Genomic DNA, 19,627 nt, shown 5'->3' on the forward strand with positions numbered 1-19,627 from the left:
CATATATGACGGACTCCGCAGCGCCCAGAGGCAGGGACCGTTACAACACACGCACACCGACTGTTAACTGACGACCACCAATGAGGTACAGAGTTTGTCCCGTCCCGCCAGCTCCAACCCGCCCGGAAGATCGCCGCTGCGACGAGGTGCCCTGACTCCGACGCTCATCGTCGTGGCAGTGGCCGTCGTCGGCTTCATTTTCTTCGCCAATGTGTGGACAGACGTCCTGTGGTACCAGCAGCTGGGCTTCTTCGAGGTCTATATCCGCGAGAACCTCGCCCGCATCATCACGTTCCTTGTCGGGTTCGCCATGATGTTCGCTGCTGTCTTTTTTGCCATCAGGATCGCGTACCGCTCACGTCCCGTGTATGCACCCGACGCCGAATCCCGTGACAACCTGAACCGGTACCAGGCTCAGCTTGAACCCGTGCGCCGCGTGGTCATGATCGGCCTGCCGATCCTGTTCGGGCTCTTTGCAGGCAGCGCAGCGGCAAGCCAGTGGCAGAAGGTCCTGTTGTTCTTCAACCAGGAGCCGTTCGGCCAGAGCGACCCCCTGTTCAACCTCGACATCAGCTTCTACCTGATGTCCCTGCCCTTCCTGGGCTTCGTCACGGGCTTCCTCATCAGCATCGCCGTCGTCGCCGGAATCGCCGGCATACTGACGCATTACCTGTACGGCAGCATCCGCCTCATGGAACGCGGCATCTTTACCAGCCGGGCAGCCCAGATCCACATCGCCGTCACGGGTGCATTCTTCCTGTTGCTGCTCGGCGTCAACTTCTGGCTGGACCGGTACACCACGGTGCAGAGCTCCTCCGGACGCTGGGCCGGCGCCCTCTACACGGACGTCAATGCGGTGGTACCCACCAAAGCGATTCTCGCGGTGGCCGCGGGCCTGGTGGCCATCCTGTTCATCATTGCGGCAGTCATTGGGCGTTGGCGTTTGCCCGTGATCGGCACGGCGATGCTGATCATCACGGCCATCCTGGCCGGCGGCGTTTATCCGTGGGTCATCCAGCAGTTCCAAGTCCGTCCGTCGGAGAACACCTTGGAAAGGGAGTTCATCAACCGCAATATCAACATGACGCGGGCGGCCTACGGCTTGGACAAGATCGACGTATCGGCGTACAACGCCACCACCACGGCAACCACCGGTGCCTTGGCCGAGGACGCGCAGACCACGGCAAACATCCGTCTTCTGGACCCGAACCTTATCTCGTCGGCGTTCGCCCAGCTCGAGCAGTTCCGCCCGTACTACCAGTTCCCGCAGACACTGAACGTGGACCGCTACATGGTGGACGGAAAGGTCCAGGACACGGTGATCGCCGTTAGGGAACTGAATCCCGATGGCTTGAGCGCCAACCAGCAGACATGGGTCAACAGGCACATCGTCTACACCCACGGCTACGGCGTGGTCGCGGCAAAAGGCAACAAGTTCACGGCCGATGGCAAGCCGGAGTTCCTGCAGTCCGGCATCCCGTCAAACGGTGTCCTCGGCAACGACAACACCTATGAACCCCGCATCTACTTCGGCGAGAATTCCCCCGAGTACTCGATCGTAGGCGCACCCGAGGGTGCCCCGAACCGTGAGCAGGACCGTCCCGCCGGTCGGGAAGGCGGCGGCGAGACGCAGTACACCTTCCGTGGCAATGGCGGACCCAATGTCGGAAACTGGCTGAACCGGATCCTCTACTCCATCAAGTTCCAGTCCTCTGACCTGCTGCTCTCAGACGGCGTCAACGAGAAATCCCAAATCCTCTATGACCGTAATCCGCGTGAACGTGTGGAGAAGCTTGCACCGTACCTGACTGTAGACGGCAACGCCTACCCGGCAGTCGTCGACGGGCGCGTGAAGTGGATCGTGGACGGCTACACCACCAGCCAGTACTTCCCGTACTCGCAGCCGCAGCAGTTGCAGAACGCAACAGTCGACTCGCAGACGAGTGCCGGACGGACCGTCGCCTTGCCCAACAGTTCCGTGAACTACATCCGGAACTCGGTCAAAGCCACCGTCGATGCCTACGACGGTTCAGTAAGTCTCTACGCTTGGGACGACCAGGATCCGTTGCTGAAGGCATGGCAGAAGGTGTTCCCCACCGTCATCAAGCCCTACTCGGAGATGTCGGGCGAACTCATGAGCCACGTACGGTACCCGGAGGACCTGTTCAAGGTCCAACGTGAACTGCTGGGCCGCTACCACGTCACGGACCCCGACAGCTTCTACCAGAACAACGACGCCTGGAGCGTGCCGAACGATCCCACGGTGTCCGAAGCTGTCAAGCAGCCGCCGTTCTACATGTCCCTGCAGATGCCTGACCAGGAGAAGCCCGCTTTCCAGCTGACTTCCTCGTTCATCCCGCAGACGGTCAACGGCAATGCGAGGAACATTCTCTACGGATTCCTGGCAGCCGACTCCGACGCCGGAAATGTGAAGGGCGTCAAGGCGGAGAGCTACGGAAAGCTAAGGCTCCTGCAGCTCCCAACGGACACTCAGGTTCCTGGTCCCGGCCAGGCACAGAACAAATTCAACTCCGATCCCACGGTGTCGCAGGCGTTGAACCTCTTGCGCCAAGGCGCATCGGACGTCCTCAACGGCAACCTGTTGACTCTGCCGGTGGGTGGAGGTCTGTTGTACGTCCAGCCCGTCTACCTGAAGTCGACCGGTGAGACGTCATACCCGACGTTGCAGCGCGTGCTGGTAGCTTTCGGCGACAAGATCGGCTTTGCCCCCACCTTGGACGAAGCTCTCGACCAACTGTTCGGTGGTGACTCCGGTGCCACTGCGGGCGATTCGGACAACAACGGACAGACGCCCACCACACCGCCGGGCACTACCACGCCACCTGCCGGCCCCACCGATGCCAAGGCTGACCTCAAAGCAGCCCTGGATGAGGCCAACAAGGCCATCACCGACGGACAGGCGGCCTTGGCCAAGGGCGATTTCGCTGGTTACGGTGCGCAGCAGACCAAGTTGGCCGAGGCCTTGAAGAAGGCTCTCGACGCTGAAGCACGTCTGGGCGCAACTCCCGCTCCGGGTGAGACTCCCGGAGCCACCCCGAGTCCCACACCGTCGCCCTCACCAAGTAGTTGATAAGCGGCCGACTCAGCTGTGATTGATCAGGGCCGGTGCCCGCTCCTTCGGGGCGGGCACCGGCCCTTTTGGCTGGGGGAGATGCACATCACGTTCCCAGGATTTGGTCTGACATTCACCGAACGGTAAGGTTGTTCTTGCGACGCGGGGTGGAGCAGTTCGGTAGCTCGCTGGGCTCATAACCCAGAGGTCACAGGTTCAAATCCTGTCCCCGCAACTGGAGAAAAGGTCCGGATCAGTAATCACTGGTTCGGACCTTTTGCTTTTGCCCGCGCCCTGTTCCTTGTCGACATGTGGCGTTTCGGACGCGGGTCCAAGGCGTAGTGATTTACGGCACGTTGGGCTCGAATTGGTCAAGAGTACCCGGTCCCGTGGGGTAAAGTTGTTCTTGCGACGCGGGGTGGAGCAGTTCGGTAGCTCGCTGGGCTCATAACCCAGAGGTCACAGGTTCAAATCCTGTCCCCGCAACTGGAGAAAGGGTCCGGATCAGTAACCACTGATCCGGACCCTTTTGTTTCACGAGCGCCCGTACCTGCCGGTGCTAGCATCGAATCCGGACCGGCGGGGTGCGCCGGCAGCGGAGGGAAAGGCCCGATGGTCGACGAAGACTACAAGCAAAGCCCGGACCGCCGGGTTCCTCACAGTGGCGAGGCTCTTGAGAGGGACAGCCCCGTAGCCGTTTACCAGCAGGTGGCCGATGTGCTGACCGAACAAGTGAGCAGGCTGGAACCAGGTTCACGGATTCCGACGGAAGAATCCTTGATGGACGAGTACGGCATCAGCCGGACGACTGTGCGCAAGGCAATTGAAACACTGGTGGTGAAGGGCCTGCTGGTCCGCAGGCAGGGCAAGGGCACCTTCGTCATGTCCCAGCGCCCGGTGCGGATGCTCAACCGGCTGGCACCCTTCATGGAGACGTTCACTGCGGCCGGGATGAAAACCGTTAAAGGCCTGATCGAGTACAAGTGGATGGAGAAGGACAAGACGGTCCCGGCCAAGTTGGTATCCGATGACAATCTCGTCTTGGTGATCCGACGGTCGTACTCCAGTGGTGGCTGGCCCTATGCCATCGCAGAGATCTTCATTCCCTCCCACATCGGCCGCCATATAAGCCTCGCTGATGCCGAGCGGAATTCCATCTACCAGGTCATCCAGGACCGGACGCTTAAGCCTCTCCATCGCGCCGAAATCACCGTGACAATGCATGCCCCGCCGGAGCATTTGGCCGACGCTTTGAATGTCCGTGAATTCCCGCTGGTTCCACGTTTGGAACGCACTACCTTGGGACCCCATGGCGAAGTCCTCGAATGCACGGTGACGTACTTCCATCCCAAGGGCTTTGAGATCCGGGCCGAAGTGGCCACCGATGTCAGTCCCAGCCAGGATGCTGAAACCGCCGCAATGGTTTGAGACGTACCGGGCGGTTACCGTTGCTTAAGAGTCGAAATGGCCGGGTCCCTTTGGGGATCCGGCCATTTCGGTGGTTCAGCAATCAGTGAGTCGGCTTGGCTAAAGCTTGTCGAAGTCGGCTTCGTCGATCGTCGTGCCACTTGAAGCGGGGGCGCCCGCACCAATGGCGGGCTTGCTTCCACCGGACTTCAGCGCAGCCAACCGGGCTTCGATTTCGGTCTGTTCGCCGAGGTCTTCCAGCTGGTTGAACTGTGCGTCCAGACTGGAGGCTGCAAGTTCCTGTTGTCCAAGGACCTTGGCTTCTTCCCGGCGAATTTTCTCTTCGAATCGACCCACTTCACTGGTGGGATCCATGATGTCGATGCTCTTGAGGGCATCGTGCACCTGCGACTGCGCTGCGGCGGTCTTGGAGCGGGCCACCAGTTCATTGCGCTTGGCAGTGAGCTGGTTGAGCTTGTTCTTCATCTGGTCGAGACCGCTCTTGAGCTTGTCCACCACCTCTGTCTGCGAAGCGATGCTGGGCTCGGCTGCGCGGGCTTCCGACTCGGCCGCCATCTGGCGCTGAATGGCTACCTTGGCGAGGTTGTCGAACTTCTCTGCATCCGCTGAATCGCCGGCCGCGCGGTACTCGTCGGCCTTCCTGGAAGCTGCAAGCGCCTTGTTGCCCCAGTCCTGTGCGTTCTTGACGTCCTCGTTGTAGTCAGCCTGCAGCATGCGGAGGTTGCCGATGGTCTGGGCCACTGCGGACTCGGCCTCAGCAATGTTGTTCGTGTAGTCGCGGACCATCTGGTCCAGCATCTTCTGCGGGTCTTCAGCCTGATCCAGCAAAGCGTTGATGTTTGCCTTGGCGAGCTGCGCGATCCGACCGAAAATGGACTGCTTAACCATGGTGTTGCCTTTCGTCCTGCTCAGTGGAAGTCACTGAAATCAGTGATCAGTTGTTGTACCGCTTCTACATGGGGATCCATGACCCCACCTAGTCTGTGTGGGCTAGAAACTGCCGGAGTCTCCGCCCCCGAAGTCGCCTCCACCGCCCCAGTCGCCGCCTCCGGAATCGCCGCCGAAGAAGCCTCCACCGCCGCCGTCGCTGTGGCCTCCGCCCCAGCCTCCGCCGCCGCCGTTGAGGATGGAGTTGATCAGGATGCCGCCGAGGATGGCCCCGCCAAGGCCACCGCCGCCCCCACCGCCGCCGAACATGCCGCCGCGGCCATATCCTTGGTCCGCGTAACCGAAGTGGTCAACATCGGACTGGGCAAGCTGCGCTGCCTGTGCCGCGAGGGAGTGGGCCTGCTGGGCGTAGGTAAGGGCCGTCACGGGATCGTTCCGGGAGATCGACAATGCGTAGTCCAAGTTCCGCTGTGCTTCGGCAAGCCTGGTCCGTGCCTCGGTCCCAACGCCACCCCGCCGCGCCGTGATGTAGTCCGATGTGGCGCTGATTTGAGCTTGAGCCGCCATGATCGTCTGCTGCAGCGAGGCCTGGGCCCGGCGGGCTTGTTCCTCCTGGTCGCGGATGCCGGACAGGGACTGGTCGAGGGCCTGGTGGGCGGTCTCAACACGGGTCAACGTGGCGATGGGGTCGATCTTGCCACCCTGAATCTCGCTTTTGACCTGTGCAAGGGCCGCTTCCACTCCGGCGACGGGACCGGCCAGCTCCGGGTGTTGGCCGGACTGGATCATGGCCCGTGCCTGGGCAAGGTCCTGGCTGGTCTCAGCCACAGCGCTTTCAAGGGAAGCCCGTGCTTCATCCAGGCTGCCGGCTGTCTTGGAGATGGCGTCTATCAAGACGTTGGTCTGGTGCAGGCTCTCCTCCGCGGCGCGGACGGCAACAGCTGCCAGGCTGTTTTCGCCTGAAGCAAGCTTTTCCTGCGCCGTGGTGGTGGCGTTTTGAACGAACGCCAGGCGTTCCTTGGCCTGCAGGATGTTGTCCGAAACCTGTGCCAAGGCTGCTTCGGCGTACTTGGCGCGGAGCGTGTCCAACGACTGTTCCGCGGTGGCGATCCTTGCATCGGCTTGGCGTGCGCCCGCCTCGACTGTTGCCAGTGCTTGGGGGGCGTTCTTCTCAAGTTCCCGCAAAGAGTCGAAGTCGGCTTTTTGATCCCGCAAAGAGGCAAGCGCAGCCTCGGACCGGCGGATGATTTCCCCAAGCCAACTCCGCTGCTGTTCCTCGGTGTCAGGGATGTGATCGTCCAGTTGTTGCTGCAGTTTGAACGATTCCGTCATGTGGCCCTTGGCTTCCTGGAGGGCCTTGGTGAAGTTGCCGATGGCGGCGTCGCCGTACTGGGCCTGGGCAAAGCCAAGCTCCTGTTCGCTGGACTTGATGGCATCGTCAGCTTCGATCAGGAGCGAACCGCTCTTCTGGCGCAGTTCCTGGATGCTGAGTCCTGCCAGCGGGTCGAGCTGCTCGCCTTGGGGACCGTAGCTGGCACTGCCCGCCTGCCCGGCTTTCTTGCGGCGGTTGCGCAGGTAAAGATAGGTGCCCACGCCACCCGCGGCAACGACTCCGGCACCCACCAGGACTCCGACGCCGGCGTTGCCACTGGGTACAGTGCCGCTGCCGCCACCGGCTGCGTCGCCCACAGCTGCAGCGGTGTCGATAGCAGCCTGGGCGTAGTCCCTCTTACCGCCTGCGAGATTGGCCACGATTGCGTTCTGCGTGATGTTGGATCGCTTGGAATAGATCGAACTCGTGGAATTGGGAGCGAAGTAGTACTGGCCTGCTGTTGAAATGGCCAAAATGACGTCAGCCTTGCCCATGCCCTTCTTGGTGGCGACAGCCTTTCCCCACTCCTCGGGGGAGGAGGGGTTCTCGAAAGAATTCACAGTAACCACGTAGAGGTTGTACTTGTGGTCCTTCAACGTTTTCTGGATGGCTTCCTGGACCTCGCCACGGCGGCTCCCCAGGACGTTGGCATCATCTACGATGTTTTGACCGGACGGAATGGTGACTGGATCCGCGGCCCAGGCCGCTCCGGCCGGTAGGGCCAACATTCCAGCCACGCCAATCGCGGCGAGTACACGTTTCACTATTGACCGCATGTGCAACCCTTCAGCACGTCTGCGACTGGAACAAGGCGAACCAATCGTCACAGAATGCTCAGCGCCCCCACGCATGGTGTGTAAAGCCGCAGGTCGCTGTGGCAATTCCTCTTGATTCTATGGTGCACCCCATACACCGTCCACAGCAGGGAATATGCCACCAGCGAAATATAGGAGAAAGGCGTCAGCGCCGGGCGTTGAGGGCTGGTTTCCCGCTGTCCGGGAGCGGGCTCCCGCGCGTATCGAGGCTTTCAGGAACCTCCCAGAGAACGTCCGAATTTGTTCCAGCAAAAAGGGGCATAGTTATGGAAGACGAGGATGAAAGGAAGACCCATGTCGGAGAACCCAGCGCAGGGCAATGCTTCAGAGAACCGCGAGCCGTCCAAGCCGCGGGATCCAGCCGCCACTGCATCAGAAGAGGCCGCCGCCCAGCAGGAGCCGACCACCTCGGCGAGCCAGGAAACGCCCACCCGGCAGCCCTTGGGGCAGCCGTCTTCGAGCTCCGGGCAGTCTTGGAACTCCGGCCATGGGACGCAGGACACCACTCCGATGCCGGCCTTCCCTCCGACTGGAAGGCCGCAGGGAGAGCCCACGCACCACGGGGAAACTGCCCAACACACCAATCCAATGCAACACCTTGGCGCGTCACATCCGGAACCGTCGCAGCGTCCCGGCTACCCGCAGCACCAGCCGTTTTATGGTGCCGGCCCCAACCCCGGTGCTCCCGGTGCCGGTGACGCTCACGCCGCCGGCGCTCCGGGTGCCGGCAACGGACCTGCGCAGGGCCAGCATTTGCACCATGGTGCATACCCGACCGGCCAGCACGGCCCGCTCCAGGGACCGGGAATGCAGCACACGCCGGGCCACAACCCCTCCACGCCGACCAAGCGCAAGCCTGCTTTCGGCGTTGGAACGCTCGTAGCCAGCATCCTTGCCGCCGGCCTGGTGGGTGGCGGCGTTGTAGCGGGCAGCAACATGCTGTGGGACGACCCCGCGCCTGCAGCGTCCACAGGTGGCCAGTCGAGCACGGTGATTGTGAACAACAAGGATGACGTCAACGTCATCACCGCCGCCGCTGCGAAAGCGTCACCCAGCGTGGTCACCATCAAGGCGACCAGCGGAGGCGAGGGCGGAACAGGCTCGGGCATCATCATCGATGATGAAGGGCACATCCTGACCAACACCCACGTGGTGACCCTGGATGGTGCCACGTCGAACGCTGCGATCGAGGTGCGCACGAATGACGGCAAGGTCCTGAAGGCCACCGTCGTGGGCACGGACCCGTTGTCCGACCTCGCGGTCATCAAGGTCAGTGACGCGTCCGGCCTGGTGCCTGCCACCTTGGGCGACTCGTCGAAGATCAACGTGGGGGACACCGCCGTCGCGATTGGTTCCCCACTGGGCCTTACCGGAACGGTGACGGACGGTATTGTCTCCACGCTTAACCGGACGATCAGCGTCGCGTCGTCGGCCGTGCCGGAAGATGGGCCTGACGACAGCCAGGGTGATGACGAAGGCTTCCAGTTCGCACCTCCGAACGGCGGCCAGAGCCAGAGCACAGCAAATGAAGGTTCGATTTCGATCAACGTCATCCAGACGGACGCTGCTATCAACCCGGGCAACTCGGGTGGCGCCTTGGTCAACAGCAAGGGTGAGATCATTGGCGTGAACGTCGCCATTGCCTCAGCGGGCAGTGGTTCCTCCGATTCCTCCACAGGGAACATCGGTGTGGGCTTCAGCGTGCCAATCAACCACGCCAAGCGCGTAGCCCAGGAGATCATCGACAACGGCAAGGCCAGCCACGGTCAGTTCGGTGTGTCCGTGCGGTCGAAGTCCTCCACCGGCAGCGACTCCGGGTTCTCGGTGGGTGCTGAAGTCGCTTCTGTGACCGCGGATTCAGCCGCGGCCAAGGCTGGCATCAAGGTGGGCGATGTTGTGACGAAGTTCGGCGAATACACCATCAGCGACCCCAACCAGTTGACTGCAGCTGTCCGTGAGCAGCCTGCCGGCGCCAAGGTGAAGGTGACCATCCAGCGCAACGGCCAGTCGCAGGAGATTGAAGTCACGCTGGACGCCGCCCAGCAGTAAGGGAACCAGCGGAGCAACAACGACGGCGGGACGCACCAAAGCGGTGCGTCCCGCCGTCGATCCGTCCCAACCAAAGGCGGCTCTGCGGAGGCCGTGTGAAACAGGGGTTAACGCGGGCAGTGGGTTTCCGGGGGCAATATGCTTAGCTAGGGAGAGCCCACGCGCTGGGCACCACACGGCCACGCTGCTGCGGTTGGCCGTCCACAAGCATGGAAGGCTGCTTCAATACAGTGGAAGAGACATTGAAGATTGTCGTTCTGGTCAAGCATGTGCCGGACGCGCAGTTTGACCGGCACATCACCGGACCCGGCAACACCACGGACCGCGACGAGAGCATCTTGTCGGAGCTGGACGAGTACGCCCTTGAGGCAGCGCTGCAGCTGGCGGAGGCACGCGGCGGCGCGAAGGCCGGCAACGAGGTCATCGCGTTGAGCATGGGACCGTCCGGCGCCGTGAATGCCGTCAAGAAGTCGCTCCAGATCGGAGCCTACGCAGGAGTCCACCTCAGCGATGACGCTTTGGCGGGATCCGACGCTGCTGCCACGTCCCTGGCGCTTGCGGCAGCAATCCGCCACATCTCGGCGGACGGCCGTCCCGTGGACCTGGTCCTGACGGGCATGGCATCCACCGACGGCGAGACCTCCCTTATACCGGCACAGCTGGCGGAGCGTTTGTCGCTCCCGCAGTTGACGTTCGCCTCAAGCCTGGAGGTCAGCGGCCGCACTGTCGTGGCACGCCGGGATGCCGGCTCGCACTCGGAAACAGTGGAAGCCGCTTTGCCGGCCCTGGTGTCCGTGACTGACCAGATCAACGAGCCGCGTTACCCGAACTTCAAGGGCATCCTGGCCGCCAAGAAGAAGAAGATTGCGTCACTGACGTTGTCGGACATCGGAGTGGATGCTTCGCAAGTGGGGCCCGCCGGGTCATGGACAGTGGTGGAGTCCGCAGAGGCCCGCCCCCCGAGGACCGCAGGCACCATCATCACTGACGAAGGCGACGCCGGCATCAAGCTCGTCGACTTCCTGGCCGCACAGAAGCTGCTCTAAGAGGACTCCACACCATGGCAAATGCACTTGTTTTCATTGACAACCCGGGGACCGCGCTCAAGAAGAGCAGCCTGGAGCTCCTGACCCTTGCGCGGAAGCTGGGGGAGACCGCCGTCGCCATCAACGGGGAACTGAACGACGACGTCGCGGCCACCCTTGGCGCTTATGGCGCCACTACCATCTACCTGCCGTCGGCCAACGACCTCGGCGACTACCTGGTTGGGCCGAAGGCTGCCTATCTGGCGGCCGCCGTGGCCGCCTCCGGTGCCACGAAGGTCCTGCTGGAGAATTCGCCGGAAGGCAAGGAGATCGCCGGGAGGCTTGGCATCAGGTTGAACGCAGGCGTCATCACTGACGTCGTCGGCGTGGAGGCCGACGGAACGGCGCACAAGTCCGTCCTTGCCGGTTCCTACAACACTGCGGCGAAGGCGACCACTCCCGTCTCCGTGTTCTCGGTAAAGGCCAACATCGTGGAGCCTGAACCCTCCGGCAGCGGCGCTTCACCTGAAACGGCCAAGGTTGAAGTTCCTGCTGACGCTGCTGTGAACTCTGCCCGCATCTCTTCCCGTACCGCCAAGCCCGCCAGCGGCAGGCCGGACCTCAGCGACGCCCGGATCGTCGTAGCCGGTGGCCGCGGTGTTGACGGCGATTTCGGTCCCGTGGAAGAACTGGCCGACGCACTGGGGGCTGCAGTTGGTGCTTCCCGTGCCGCAACGGACGCCGGCTGGATCGGCCACGACGCCCAGGTGGGCCAGACGGGTGTCACCGTCTCCCCGCAGCTGTACATCTCGGCAGGTATCTCCGGCGCAATCCAGCAAAAGGCAGGAATGCAAACCTCCAAGGTCATTGTGGCCATCAACAAGGACGCGGAGTCTCCCGTGTTCGAGATCGCGGACTTCGGCATCATTGGCGACCTGTTCAAGGTCCTGCCGCAGGCCACGGAAGAGATCAAGAAGCGGAAAGGCTGATCCTTTGACATCTGGCGCCACGTCAGCGAAGAGCCCGTTCAATGCCTCCACGGAGCGTGTTGAGCGGGTGCTTTGTTTTACCGCCCATCCTGACGACATCGACTTCGGGGCAGCCGGTACCATCGCAGCCTGGACTGCGGCCGGCGTTCAGGTCAGCTACTGCATCATGACGGACGGCGACGCCGGCGGTTTCGACCCGGTGCACCGGCAGCGGATCGTCGAGCTTCGCGCCGAGGAGCAGCAGCGTGCGGCGGCGATTGTGGGTGTCCACGATATCCACTACCTGCATGAGCACGACGGGTACCTCGAGCCGACACACGGCGTCATCAAGCAGGTGGTGAAGCTCATCCGCGAAATCCGGCCGGACATCGTGTTGACCATGCATCCGGAGCGTAATTGGGACCGGCTTCAAAAGAGCCACCCGGACCACCTCGCGGCGGGCGAGGCTGTGACGCGGGCGGTGTACCCGGCAGTGGAGAATCCGTATGCGTACCCGGAACTTGCCGAGTCCGGGCTGTCGGCCTATAAGCTGCCCTGGCTGTGGTTCATCTCCAGCCCCGAGGCTCGCGAGAACCATTTTGTCGAGGTCACGGACCACGTTGACGCGAAGCTTGATGCCATCCGGATCCACGCCAGCCAGCATCCGGATATCGACGGCATGGAACGCGTGGTGCGGGGCATGCTCCTGGCCAATGGAGAGCGCGCAGGTCTTCCGGCGGGCAGGAGTGCCGAGAGTTTCCACGTGGTGTCGGTGAACGGCTCGAGCACCATCGCAGGATTCTGACATTGCCTATGCGTGATACCTGTCATAAGCTGGACCTCAGTTAAATCATATTTATTGAGGAAGGCAGACTTTGATGGCGAAGACTGCGCAGCAGCCCGTGTTGGTAATTATGGGAGTGTCCGGTTCGGGAAAGTCCACCGTGGCCGGCGTCCTGGCCGGAAAGCTTGGCTGGGACCTCGCAGAGGGGGATGATCTCCACCCTGAGGCCAACGTCGCGAAAATGCAGTCAGGGCAGGCACTCGGCGATGAGGACCGCTGGCCTTGGCTTGGGATCATTGCCGACTGGATACGGGAGCGTACGGCGGCCGGAACCCCTGCCATCATCACGTGTTCCGCGTTGAAAAAGAAGTACCGCGACGTACTCCGCGGCGAAAATGTGGTGTTCGTCTTCCTTCAGGGCAGCAAGGACAGGATTTCGGACCGTCTCGCATCGAGGCATGGACACTTCATGCCGCCGTCGCTCCTGGAATCCCAATTCGAAGCTCTTGAAGAGCCCACGGATGACGAGAACTACATTTCCTTGTGTGTATCGGCTTCCCCGGCTGAGGAAGCCGACGAGGTTATCGAACGGCTGTCCCTGCGTCCCGTGGGTTCCGCCTCGGGGGTGAACCCCGCCTAGGGATTTCGGGCGAAGCCCGACGGCGGCCGTCCACTTGGGTGGGTTGGCCGCCGTCGGGCTTTAATACGGTTTCATTGCGGTTCCGGTGTCACGCATTCAGCGGAACAACCAGAACCAGCGGCAGCGTCGGAGACGTGGATCCGCCCGTTGGTTCCACGGTGATCGCCACGGAAGAAGCGGCCGACAATCCGCTGACAACCGCTGGCTTGGACAATGTCTCAGCGTCCATGGTGCCTTGGGGAACGGGAGCCGAGCCGTCCTTGGGCAACGTCCACAACTGGTAGACCTTGCCCTCCGGGGCGGGTGCGACATCGTCCATGAGTACCACGAAAGAGTCCTTGGTGGTCGAGGCGGAGATCGTGGCTGTGCCGCCGCCTGGAACAGGAGCCGTCTGTTTCTGGACATCCTGGGCCTGCAGGATCTGGTTCACGGGATCGTTTTGCGCAGCCACATACGCCCCGATGCCCACGCCACCGAGGGCGATCACGGCAGCGGCGGCAGCGCCCACCAACCAGGCCCGGGTTCCACGCAAGCCCCGCCGTTCTTCCCGCTTTGCGCGGGCCGCGGCCAATTCGTCTTGCGGCGGCGCCTGCGATGCGGCGTCGGCGGTTCCGGGTGCCTGCGCAGGAGGTTGTGACGCAGCTTCGCGCGTAATCGTGTCCATGATGTTGCCGAAGAGCCCCGGCGGTGGTTCTTCCTCCGCGGTGAAACTGACAGTCAAGGTCTCCCTGGCCTGGCGGACCCGCTCCAGGAATTCGGGCCCCTCCTCGGCATCCTTGACGTAGGCGTCAATCATGGCCCGCTCGTCATCGCTTACTGCGTCTAGGGCGTAGATCTCCGCCAGCTCAAGGACACGGCCCTCCGCGAGGTCTGTTGCGATGTCATTGGCGAACATTCTCCGGACAAATCCTCCACCGGTATTTTCTGTCATTTCACCCCACCCCCAAGCAGGTCTTCAAACGCAGGAGGCCGTCGCGGATGCGGGACTTGATGGTCGGCACGGCGGCGCCCAAATGTTCCGCGACTTCCCTGTAGGTGAGCCCGCCGTAATACGCCAGGCGGACAGACTCGCGCTGGGTGTCCGTCAGCGTACCGAGACAACGGCTGACAGCCTCGGCCTCGAGGTTGGTATCCGCTTCTTCGGCTACCACATCGCGGTCAAGGTCCTGGCTTGCGGCACCGTATCGGGCTTCGCGGTCCGTGGCTGCCTGCACGGCCCGTACGCGGTCAATCGCCCGGCGGTGGGCGATGGTCATCAGCCATGACATCGGGCTGCCGGCTGAGCGGTCGAATTTCGCAGCGCCCTGCCACACCTGGATGAAGACTTCCTGGGTGGCGTCTTCGCTCAGTTCGGTATCGATCAGGACGCGTTTGGCCATGCCGAACACCCGGCGGGAGGTCAAGCGATAGAACTCGGCAAAGGCTTGCTGGTCGCCCGAAGCAACGAGCTCAAGCAAGGCCGTGAGCTGGGCGTTCAAGTCGGTCGCCGTGCCCGAAGCCTCAAAGACCGGGGGGCCGGGATTGTTGGGGATGTCCATCACGTTCCAGCATATGTCGTCCGGTTTGGAAGCGGCAGCACAACGGAGTTGTGTTGCGGGCACGACGTGGTCATGGCGTGCCACCATTGCCCGCGTCTCCAGCGCACTCACGTAGGCTCCTTCATCGAATGTCGTGTGCAGGATGCTTTCCTGCACAAGGTATTCGGTGCTGTGGCTCCGTTGGATGGGCTGAACCGTTGAAGGGCTATACCTTGGCGCCGGCAAACCCGTTCTGCCGCCAGGCCTCGAAGACGGCAATGGATGCTGCGTTCGCCAGGTTAAGGGAACGCAGCGAGGGACGCATGGGAAGGCGCACCCGCGCGGTCACGTGGGGGTCCTGCTTGAGCCACTGCGGAAGCCCTACGGATTCGGGGCCAAACATCAGGACGTCGCCCTCGTGGTAGCTGATCTCCGTGTACGAGGTCTCGCCGTCGGAGGTGAAGGCAAAGACGCGTTCCGGCTGCAGCGCCGCCCACGCGGCGTCGATGTCTTTGTGGACTGTCACGACGGCGAGGTCGTGGTAGTCCAGGCCTGCACGGCGTAGCTTGGCGTCGGAAAAATCGAAACCGAGCGGCTCCACCAAGTGGAGTTCGGCACCGGTGATGGCAGCCAATCGGATGGCATTACCTGTATTTCCGGGGATTTCGGGGGTGTGGAAGAGGATTCGGAACACCGTTCCATCCTATCCAGCCCGCATCGCCGGGCCGACAACGTCAATCCGGCACAGGGGCCGGCTAGTGCATGCCCCGGAGGAGGCGTGCGAGGACGGGAACCACAACGGTGTTGGGTGCGGGCCCGGAGCTGAGGAACTGTTTCAGGCCTCGCGCCAGCCCTGCGCCGTTGACTACTTCGACCGGTTGGTGGCTCGACTGCCCTTTGCCGAACTGGTCAATGACGGGCTCATGGAGATTCCCGTCAGGGCTATGGAGCACCACCCAGCCTGTGACATTCAGTTCAGGGAAGATGTCCTGCATGTGGCGAACGATGTGGGCAAGTTGTGGCGGGGCCACGGACCGGCCGCCATGGCGGAGTACCTGGCCATCCCATGCGTAGGCGCCCTTCGGCAGCAGCATGGAACCGACAAGGGCAAGCCGGTAGCCGGACAGCACGGCATGGTCTATATGGCTGTTGTCCGACGGGGAGCGGAGCCCGTTGATGAGACGGGCGGCGGGAATGGCAGGCAGGACCTGCCTGCTGATGAGCTGGACCGTCCGCATCTCGCGCTGGATGCGCGCTTCGGCTCCGAAGATGCCGCGCTTGCGGGGCAACCCGTGAACCTGTTGGGCGGCCTCCCCCTTGGGGATGAGCGGTACCTCGTTGGGATCGTCGAAGGCAGGGACGTAGACGGGAGGGTCGCCGGCGGTGTTGCGTTGGGCTTGCGGGCGCTTGACGCCGGCGGAAGCTGCGGGTCCGGGAGCGGGCGTTCCTGTGTAGTCGCCTGGCCGTGGTTGGCTGCGGCCCGACGCCCCACTGGCGTACCTGCGGTCGTATTCGGCCCTTCGTTGCGGGTCGATCAAGGTTTCGTAGGCAAGAGTCACCCGGCGGAACATCTCCGCCTCGCCGCCATGGTCAGGGTGCGCTTTCCGGGCGGCCTTGCGGTAGGCGACCTTGATCTCTTTGTCCGTCGCAGTGACGGACACGCGAAGGACCTGATAGTGCGAACTGCTGCCCTCGGCCAAGCACGGGCCCTTCTCTAGGTTCCTGTGCCGCTCAGTAGTGGTGGAGCGGTACTGGCCAGTTTATCCAGCCATCATGTGAACGTCGGCAATACGGCGCAGGGTTCCCGACCGGCTCGATGCGGCCGGGAGTACCCGGGACATGTTGTTCGAATAGACTCATCCGGGGCGGTAGGCAAGAGACAACGGGGGATAGGTGTTGGTACTTAACGTTCGACGGCGGGTGGCGGCCTTGGCCGCGATGTGTACCGTGGGTGGGTTGCTGGTTTCGTGCAGCGTCAACGTGCCTGACCCGACTGTCCCCAAACCGTCGCCATCCGGATCAATGCTGGCGACGCCGACCATCACTCCGGGGCACGATGCCGAAGCCGTTGCTGCGAAGGACTTGCCACTTAGTGCGGGCGGAACGCTGGCCCCCGGGGACCCGGTGACCGTTTCCAGCCGGCTGGAGGAAGTACCCGGGTGGTCTGCTGTGCATTCCGGGCTGCAGGGTGAAACGCGGTACAAAAAGACTGATGGTTGCCTGGCGGCCTTCAGGGTCAGCGTCAACCAAGGCCCTTTGGTAGTTCCCGGCGATGACGCCGCATCCACCAAGGAGCTCTTCAAATATCTGGACGCCACGATCCCGCTTGGGAACCTGTTGCCCACCAAGCTGCGCTGGGGGCAGGACTCGGAGGAGTCAGTGCATAGTGTCGAATTCCTTACTCTTCGGTCGACGGCCTCCGGCGGACACGGCCGTTCAGCGGAAATGATGGCCAGGGTATTCAGCAGTCCGGCGTCCTCGGTATTTGTTTCGGTTGCCTGCCCGAATGAGGAAACCTTGGGGGCGGCACGTGCTGAAGTCCACGCCCGGTTGGTAGTGGTTCCGCCGGCCTGAGGTTACAACGCTCCCGCGTTGACAGGCCGGGGTTCACGCTACTTCTTGGAGGCAACAGCCAGCCGGTTGAGCGCGAGCGCGCCCACCAGGAGGCCGAAGTCCCTGAGCGCCACATCGAAGAAGGCACCCAGCACGAGCAGGTTCACGATGATGCCGAGCAGCCAGGCGGCTACCACGAGGGATCCCCAGCGGGGCCGCAGAGCGACGCAGATGCCGGCGATGATTTCGATGATGCCCACGCCGTACATGAACGTTTGGGCCGGAACCGGGATGACTGCGGTGGCTGCAGGGGCGAGGTAGATCGTCCAATCGACCAAAACATTGGTGAATTTATCGAGCCCAAAGAGGATTGGCGCGATGGTGAATACGGTCCTCAGGAGCATGAATGCCTGGCGTGAAGGTCCGGCGAGCCGGCTCATGCCAGGTTGGGGAGTGGTGTGGGTGGTTGCGGCTTCCATGGCGCATCCTTTCTAAAAATAGATACCTTAATTTTAGATCTGAGCCGCAGGTTAAGCAATGAATCTTGTTTTTAGAGATAGCCTTAATCCATGAGCAGGGCAGGCCTTCCGTGGCTTCAGAAAATAACCGCCATAGCTTCGCTGGACGACGACAACCGGAGGGCGTTGTACGCCTACCTGCGGGATGCCGGCGACGCTGTAGGGCGGGACGAAGCTGCCGAAGCCTTGGGGATACCGCGAAGCACAGCGTCCTTCCACTTGGACCGGCTCGTGAGGGACGGCCTTCTGGGAGTCGAATTCCGCAAGTCGGCTGCGAAGGCCGGTCCTGGATCCGGAAGGCCGGCGAAGCTCTACCGGCCACTCGTAGAGGAAGTTGGCGTCTCCATACCGGAGCGGCAATACGACCTCGCCGGCGACTTGATGGCTACGGCCATTACGCGCTCCCTGGCGGAAGGCGTGCCCGTCCAGGACGTCCTGCTGGAAGTTGCCACCACCAAGGGTCGCGAGGCTGGCCGCCCTGGCGACTTCCTTGGCGCACTCAGGAACCTTGGCTACGAACCGGCGACAGATGGTTCCGGAGGTTATCGGCTGCTGAATTGTCCCTTCCACCGGCTCTCGCGGGATCACCAAGCGGTGGTTTGCACGATGAACGGCGCCTTCTTGAAAGGGGCGGCGGCTGCATCCGGCGCCGGTGAGGAAGCTGTCCTGCCTGATCCGGGTCCCGGCCACTGCTGCGCCCGCATTGCCGGGGCGGGAACCGGCTCCGGGAACTGAAGGCATCCTCCCCGGTAGAATTACAAGGTGCCTGTATACCTGGACCATGCCGCCACTACACCCATGACCGCTGAAGCTCTTGCGGTCATGACGCGCGAGCTGGCGAGGACGGGCAACCCGTCTTCGCTCCACGGCGCCGGACGCCGGGCCAGGCGAATCGTCGAAGATGCCCGTGAGACGTTGGCCGCCGCGGCGGGTGCCCACCCTTCCGAGGTCATCTTCACTTCAGGCGGGACGGAAGCGGACAACCTGGCCGTCAAGGGACTTTACTGGGCCCGCCACGACGAAAACCCGCGCCGAACGCGCATCCTGTGTTCCGCCGTCGAGCATCATGCGGTCATGGACACGGTGGAGTGGCTCGAGCGCCATGAGGGCGCCGACGTCGTGTGGCTGCCCGTGGACTCCGATGGCATGGTGCAGCTGGAGGCCGTCCAGCGTGAGCTGGCCCGCGACCCGGACTCGGTGGCACTGATCACCGTGATGTGGGCCAACAACGAGGTCGGCTCGATCCAGCCTGTTTCCGCCATCGTGGAGTTGGCCGAGCGCCACGGGATACCAGTCCATTCCGATGCTGTACAGGCCTTCGGCTCTCTTCCGGTCGACTTCAAGGCCTCAGGGCTCGCCGCGATGTCGGTGTCAGGGCATAAGTTGGGCGGCCCTGTCGGCGTTGGCGCGTTGTTCCTTGGCCGCGCCGTGAAATTGACGCCGGTTCAGCATGGCGGCGGGCAGGAACGCGACGTACGGTCCGGGACCCTGGATACCCCTGCCATCGCTGCCTTCGCGGCTGCCGCCGAGGCGGCCACAAATGGCATGGAGGAGGAGCGGAACCGCCTCAGCGCTTTGCGGGACAAGCTCATTGCCGGAGTTCGTGAAGCGGTCCCGGATGCAGTGCTCCGGGGCGCCCCCGGCGATGGCAGGCTTCCGGGCAATGCCCATTTCACCTTTCCCGGCTGTGAAGGCGACTCCCTGCTGTTCCTCCTGGACCTGGCCGGGGTGGAATCCTCCACGGGCTCGGCGTGCACAGCCGGCGTGCCACGCCCATCGCACGTCCTGCTGGCCATGGGGCTGGATGAGGACACCGCCCGCGGAGCCCAGCGTTTCACGCTCGGGCACGGTTCCACGGAGGACGACGTGGACGTCTTGCTCAAGGCGCTCCCTGAAGCCTGTTCAAGGGCACGTCAAGCGGGCATGGCCGGCCACGAATCGAGTATCCAGACGGCAGCGACAGTCGCACGGCAGGGCGTGCAGGGGCGTTCCTGACG

At 62.8% G+C, this 19,627-nt stretch carries 17 protein-coding genes and 2 tRNA genes; 12 read left to right on the forward strand and 7 right to left on the reverse strand.

Annotation, left to right across the window (positions count from 1 at the left end):
- Positions 1 to 94: 94 nt before the first annotated feature.
- The 4 genes from AB0N65_RS04190 (at position 95) to AB0N65_RS04205 (ending at position 4,501) form a co-directional block, all read left to right on the forward strand.
- Positions 95 to 3,091 (forward strand): UPF0182 family protein, encoded by a 2,997-nt coding sequence (locus AB0N65_RS04190; RefSeq protein ID WP_364158118.1) that lies wholly within the window; start codon positions 95 to 97, stop codon positions 3,089 to 3,091.
- A 143-nt stretch (positions 3,092 to 3,234) separates the two neighbouring features.
- Positions 3,235 to 3,308: transfer RNA gene (locus tag AB0N65_RS04195), tRNA-Met, on the forward strand.
- A 177-nt stretch (positions 3,309 to 3,485) separates the two neighbouring features.
- Positions 3,486 to 3,559 (forward strand) — tRNA-Met (locus AB0N65_RS04200).
- 126 nt (positions 3,560 to 3,685) lie between these two features.
- Positions 3,686 to 4,501: a GntR family transcriptional regulator gene (locus AB0N65_RS04205; RefSeq protein WP_364158121.1), complete on the forward strand. Its 816-nt coding sequence runs from the start codon at positions 3,686 to 3,688 to the stop codon at positions 4,499 to 4,501.
- A 99-nt stretch (positions 4,502 to 4,600) separates the two neighbouring features.
- On the opposite strand, the gene AB0N65_RS04210 is transcribed toward AB0N65_RS04205, so the two are convergent.
- Together AB0N65_RS04210 and AB0N65_RS04215 are read right to left on the reverse strand one after the other, a co-directional pair.
- Positions 4,601 to 5,389: a PspA/IM30 family protein gene (locus AB0N65_RS04210; RefSeq protein WP_364158124.1), complete on the reverse strand. Its 789-nt coding sequence runs from the start codon at positions 5,387 to 5,389 to the stop codon at positions 4,601 to 4,603.
- Positions 5,390 to 5,491: 102 nt separating this feature from the next.
- A complete protein-coding gene (locus AB0N65_RS04215) occupies positions 5,492 to 7,537 on the reverse strand; it encodes a TPM domain-containing protein (protein WP_364158126.1) in 2,046 nt (681 codons plus the stop codon).
- Between the two features lie 333 nt (positions 7,538 to 7,870).
- On the opposite strand from AB0N65_RS04215, the gene AB0N65_RS04220 reads away from it, so the two are divergent.
- The 5 genes from AB0N65_RS04220 to AB0N65_RS04240 all read left to right on the forward strand — a co-directional run bounded on the left by AB0N65_RS04220 (position 7,871) and on the right by AB0N65_RS04240 (position 13,042).
- The gene (locus tag AB0N65_RS04220; protein WP_364158129.1) at positions 7,871 to 9,625 is read left to right on the forward strand and encodes a trypsin-like peptidase domain-containing protein; all 1,755 of its coding nucleotides are present in this window, start codon (positions 7,871 to 7,873) and stop codon (positions 9,623 to 9,625) included.
- A gap of 242 nt (positions 9,626 to 9,867) precedes the next feature.
- A complete protein-coding gene (locus AB0N65_RS04225) occupies positions 9,868 to 10,671 on the forward strand; it encodes an electron transfer flavoprotein subunit beta/FixA family protein (protein ID WP_364158132.1) in 804 nt (267 codons plus the stop codon).
- Positions 10,672 to 10,685: 14 nt separating this feature from the next.
- Entirely contained in the window at positions 10,686 to 11,639 is a 954-nt protein-coding gene (locus AB0N65_RS04230; RefSeq protein ID WP_364158134.1) for an electron transfer flavoprotein subunit alpha/FixB family protein, read from the forward strand.
- A 4-nt stretch (positions 11,640 to 11,643) separates the two neighbouring features.
- Positions 11,644 to 12,423 carry a PIG-L deacetylase family protein gene (locus tag AB0N65_RS04235; RefSeq protein WP_364158136.1) on the forward strand — a complete coding sequence of 260 codons (780 nt, stop codon included), beginning with the start codon at positions 11,644 to 11,646 and terminating at the stop codon, positions 12,421 to 12,423.
- 73 nt (positions 12,424 to 12,496) lie between these two features.
- Entirely contained in the window at positions 12,497 to 13,042 is a 546-nt protein-coding gene (locus AB0N65_RS04240; protein ID WP_364158139.1) for a gluconokinase, read from the forward strand.
- Positions 13,043 to 13,130: 88 nt separating this feature from the next.
- Here the strand turns inward: AB0N65_RS04240 and AB0N65_RS04245 are convergent, their stop codons facing one another.
- The 4 genes from AB0N65_RS04245 to AB0N65_RS04260 form a co-directional block, all read right to left on the reverse strand.
- Positions 13,131 to 13,973, reverse strand: a complete 843-nt coding sequence (locus tag AB0N65_RS04245) for an anti-sigma factor (protein WP_364158142.1) — start codon at positions 13,971 to 13,973, stop codon at positions 13,131 to 13,133.
- A gap of 1 nt (position 13,974) precedes the next feature.
- Complete coding sequence (gene sigK, locus AB0N65_RS04250) at positions 13,975 to 14,691, reverse strand: ECF RNA polymerase sigma factor SigK (protein ID WP_364158145.1); 717 nt, start codon at positions 14,689 to 14,691, stop codon at positions 13,975 to 13,977.
- A gap of 94 nt (positions 14,692 to 14,785) precedes the next feature.
- The gene (locus AB0N65_RS04255; protein WP_364158147.1) at positions 14,786 to 15,253 is read right to left on the reverse strand and encodes a tRNA (cytidine(34)-2'-O)-methyltransferase; all 468 of its coding nucleotides are present in this window, start codon (positions 15,251 to 15,253) and stop codon (positions 14,786 to 14,788) included.
- A gap of 61 nt (positions 15,254 to 15,314) precedes the next feature.
- Positions 15,315 to 16,259 carry a J domain-containing protein gene (locus AB0N65_RS04260; RefSeq protein ID WP_364158150.1) on the reverse strand — a complete coding sequence of 315 codons (945 nt, stop codon included), beginning with the start codon at positions 16,257 to 16,259 and terminating at the stop codon, positions 15,315 to 15,317.
- A gap of 280 nt (positions 16,260 to 16,539) precedes the next feature.
- Between AB0N65_RS04260 and AB0N65_RS04265 the strand changes: the two genes are divergently transcribed.
- Positions 16,540 to 17,133: a hypothetical protein gene (locus AB0N65_RS04265; protein WP_364158153.1), complete on the forward strand. Its 594-nt coding sequence runs from the start codon at positions 16,540 to 16,542 to the stop codon at positions 17,131 to 17,133.
- Positions 17,134 to 17,171: 38 nt separating this feature from the next.
- Here the strand turns inward: AB0N65_RS04265 and AB0N65_RS04270 are convergent, their stop codons facing one another.
- On the reverse strand, positions 17,172 to 17,552 hold the full coding sequence (locus tag AB0N65_RS04270; protein ID WP_364158829.1) for a hypothetical protein: 381 nt from the start codon (positions 17,550 to 17,552) through the stop codon (positions 17,172 to 17,174).
- Between the two features lie 129 nt (positions 17,553 to 17,681).
- Between AB0N65_RS04270 and AB0N65_RS04275 the strand changes: the two genes are divergently transcribed.
- Together AB0N65_RS04275 and AB0N65_RS04280 are read left to right on the forward strand one after the other, a co-directional pair.
- Complete coding sequence (locus AB0N65_RS04275) at positions 17,682 to 18,365, forward strand: helix-turn-helix domain-containing protein (protein WP_364158156.1); 684 nt, start codon at positions 17,682 to 17,684, stop codon at positions 18,363 to 18,365.
- Between the two features lie 27 nt (positions 18,366 to 18,392).
- Positions 18,393 to 19,625, forward strand: coding sequence for a cysteine desulfurase family protein (locus AB0N65_RS04280; RefSeq protein WP_364158159.1), 1,233 nt, complete (start codon positions 18,393 to 18,395; stop codon positions 19,623 to 19,625).
- Positions 19,626 to 19,627: the final 2 nt, after the last annotated feature.

The sequence above is a fragment of the Paenarthrobacter sp. NPDC089322 genome (assembly GCF_040684895.1).
Classification (GTDB): Bacteria; Actinomycetota; Actinomycetes; order Actinomycetales; family Micrococcaceae; genus Arthrobacter.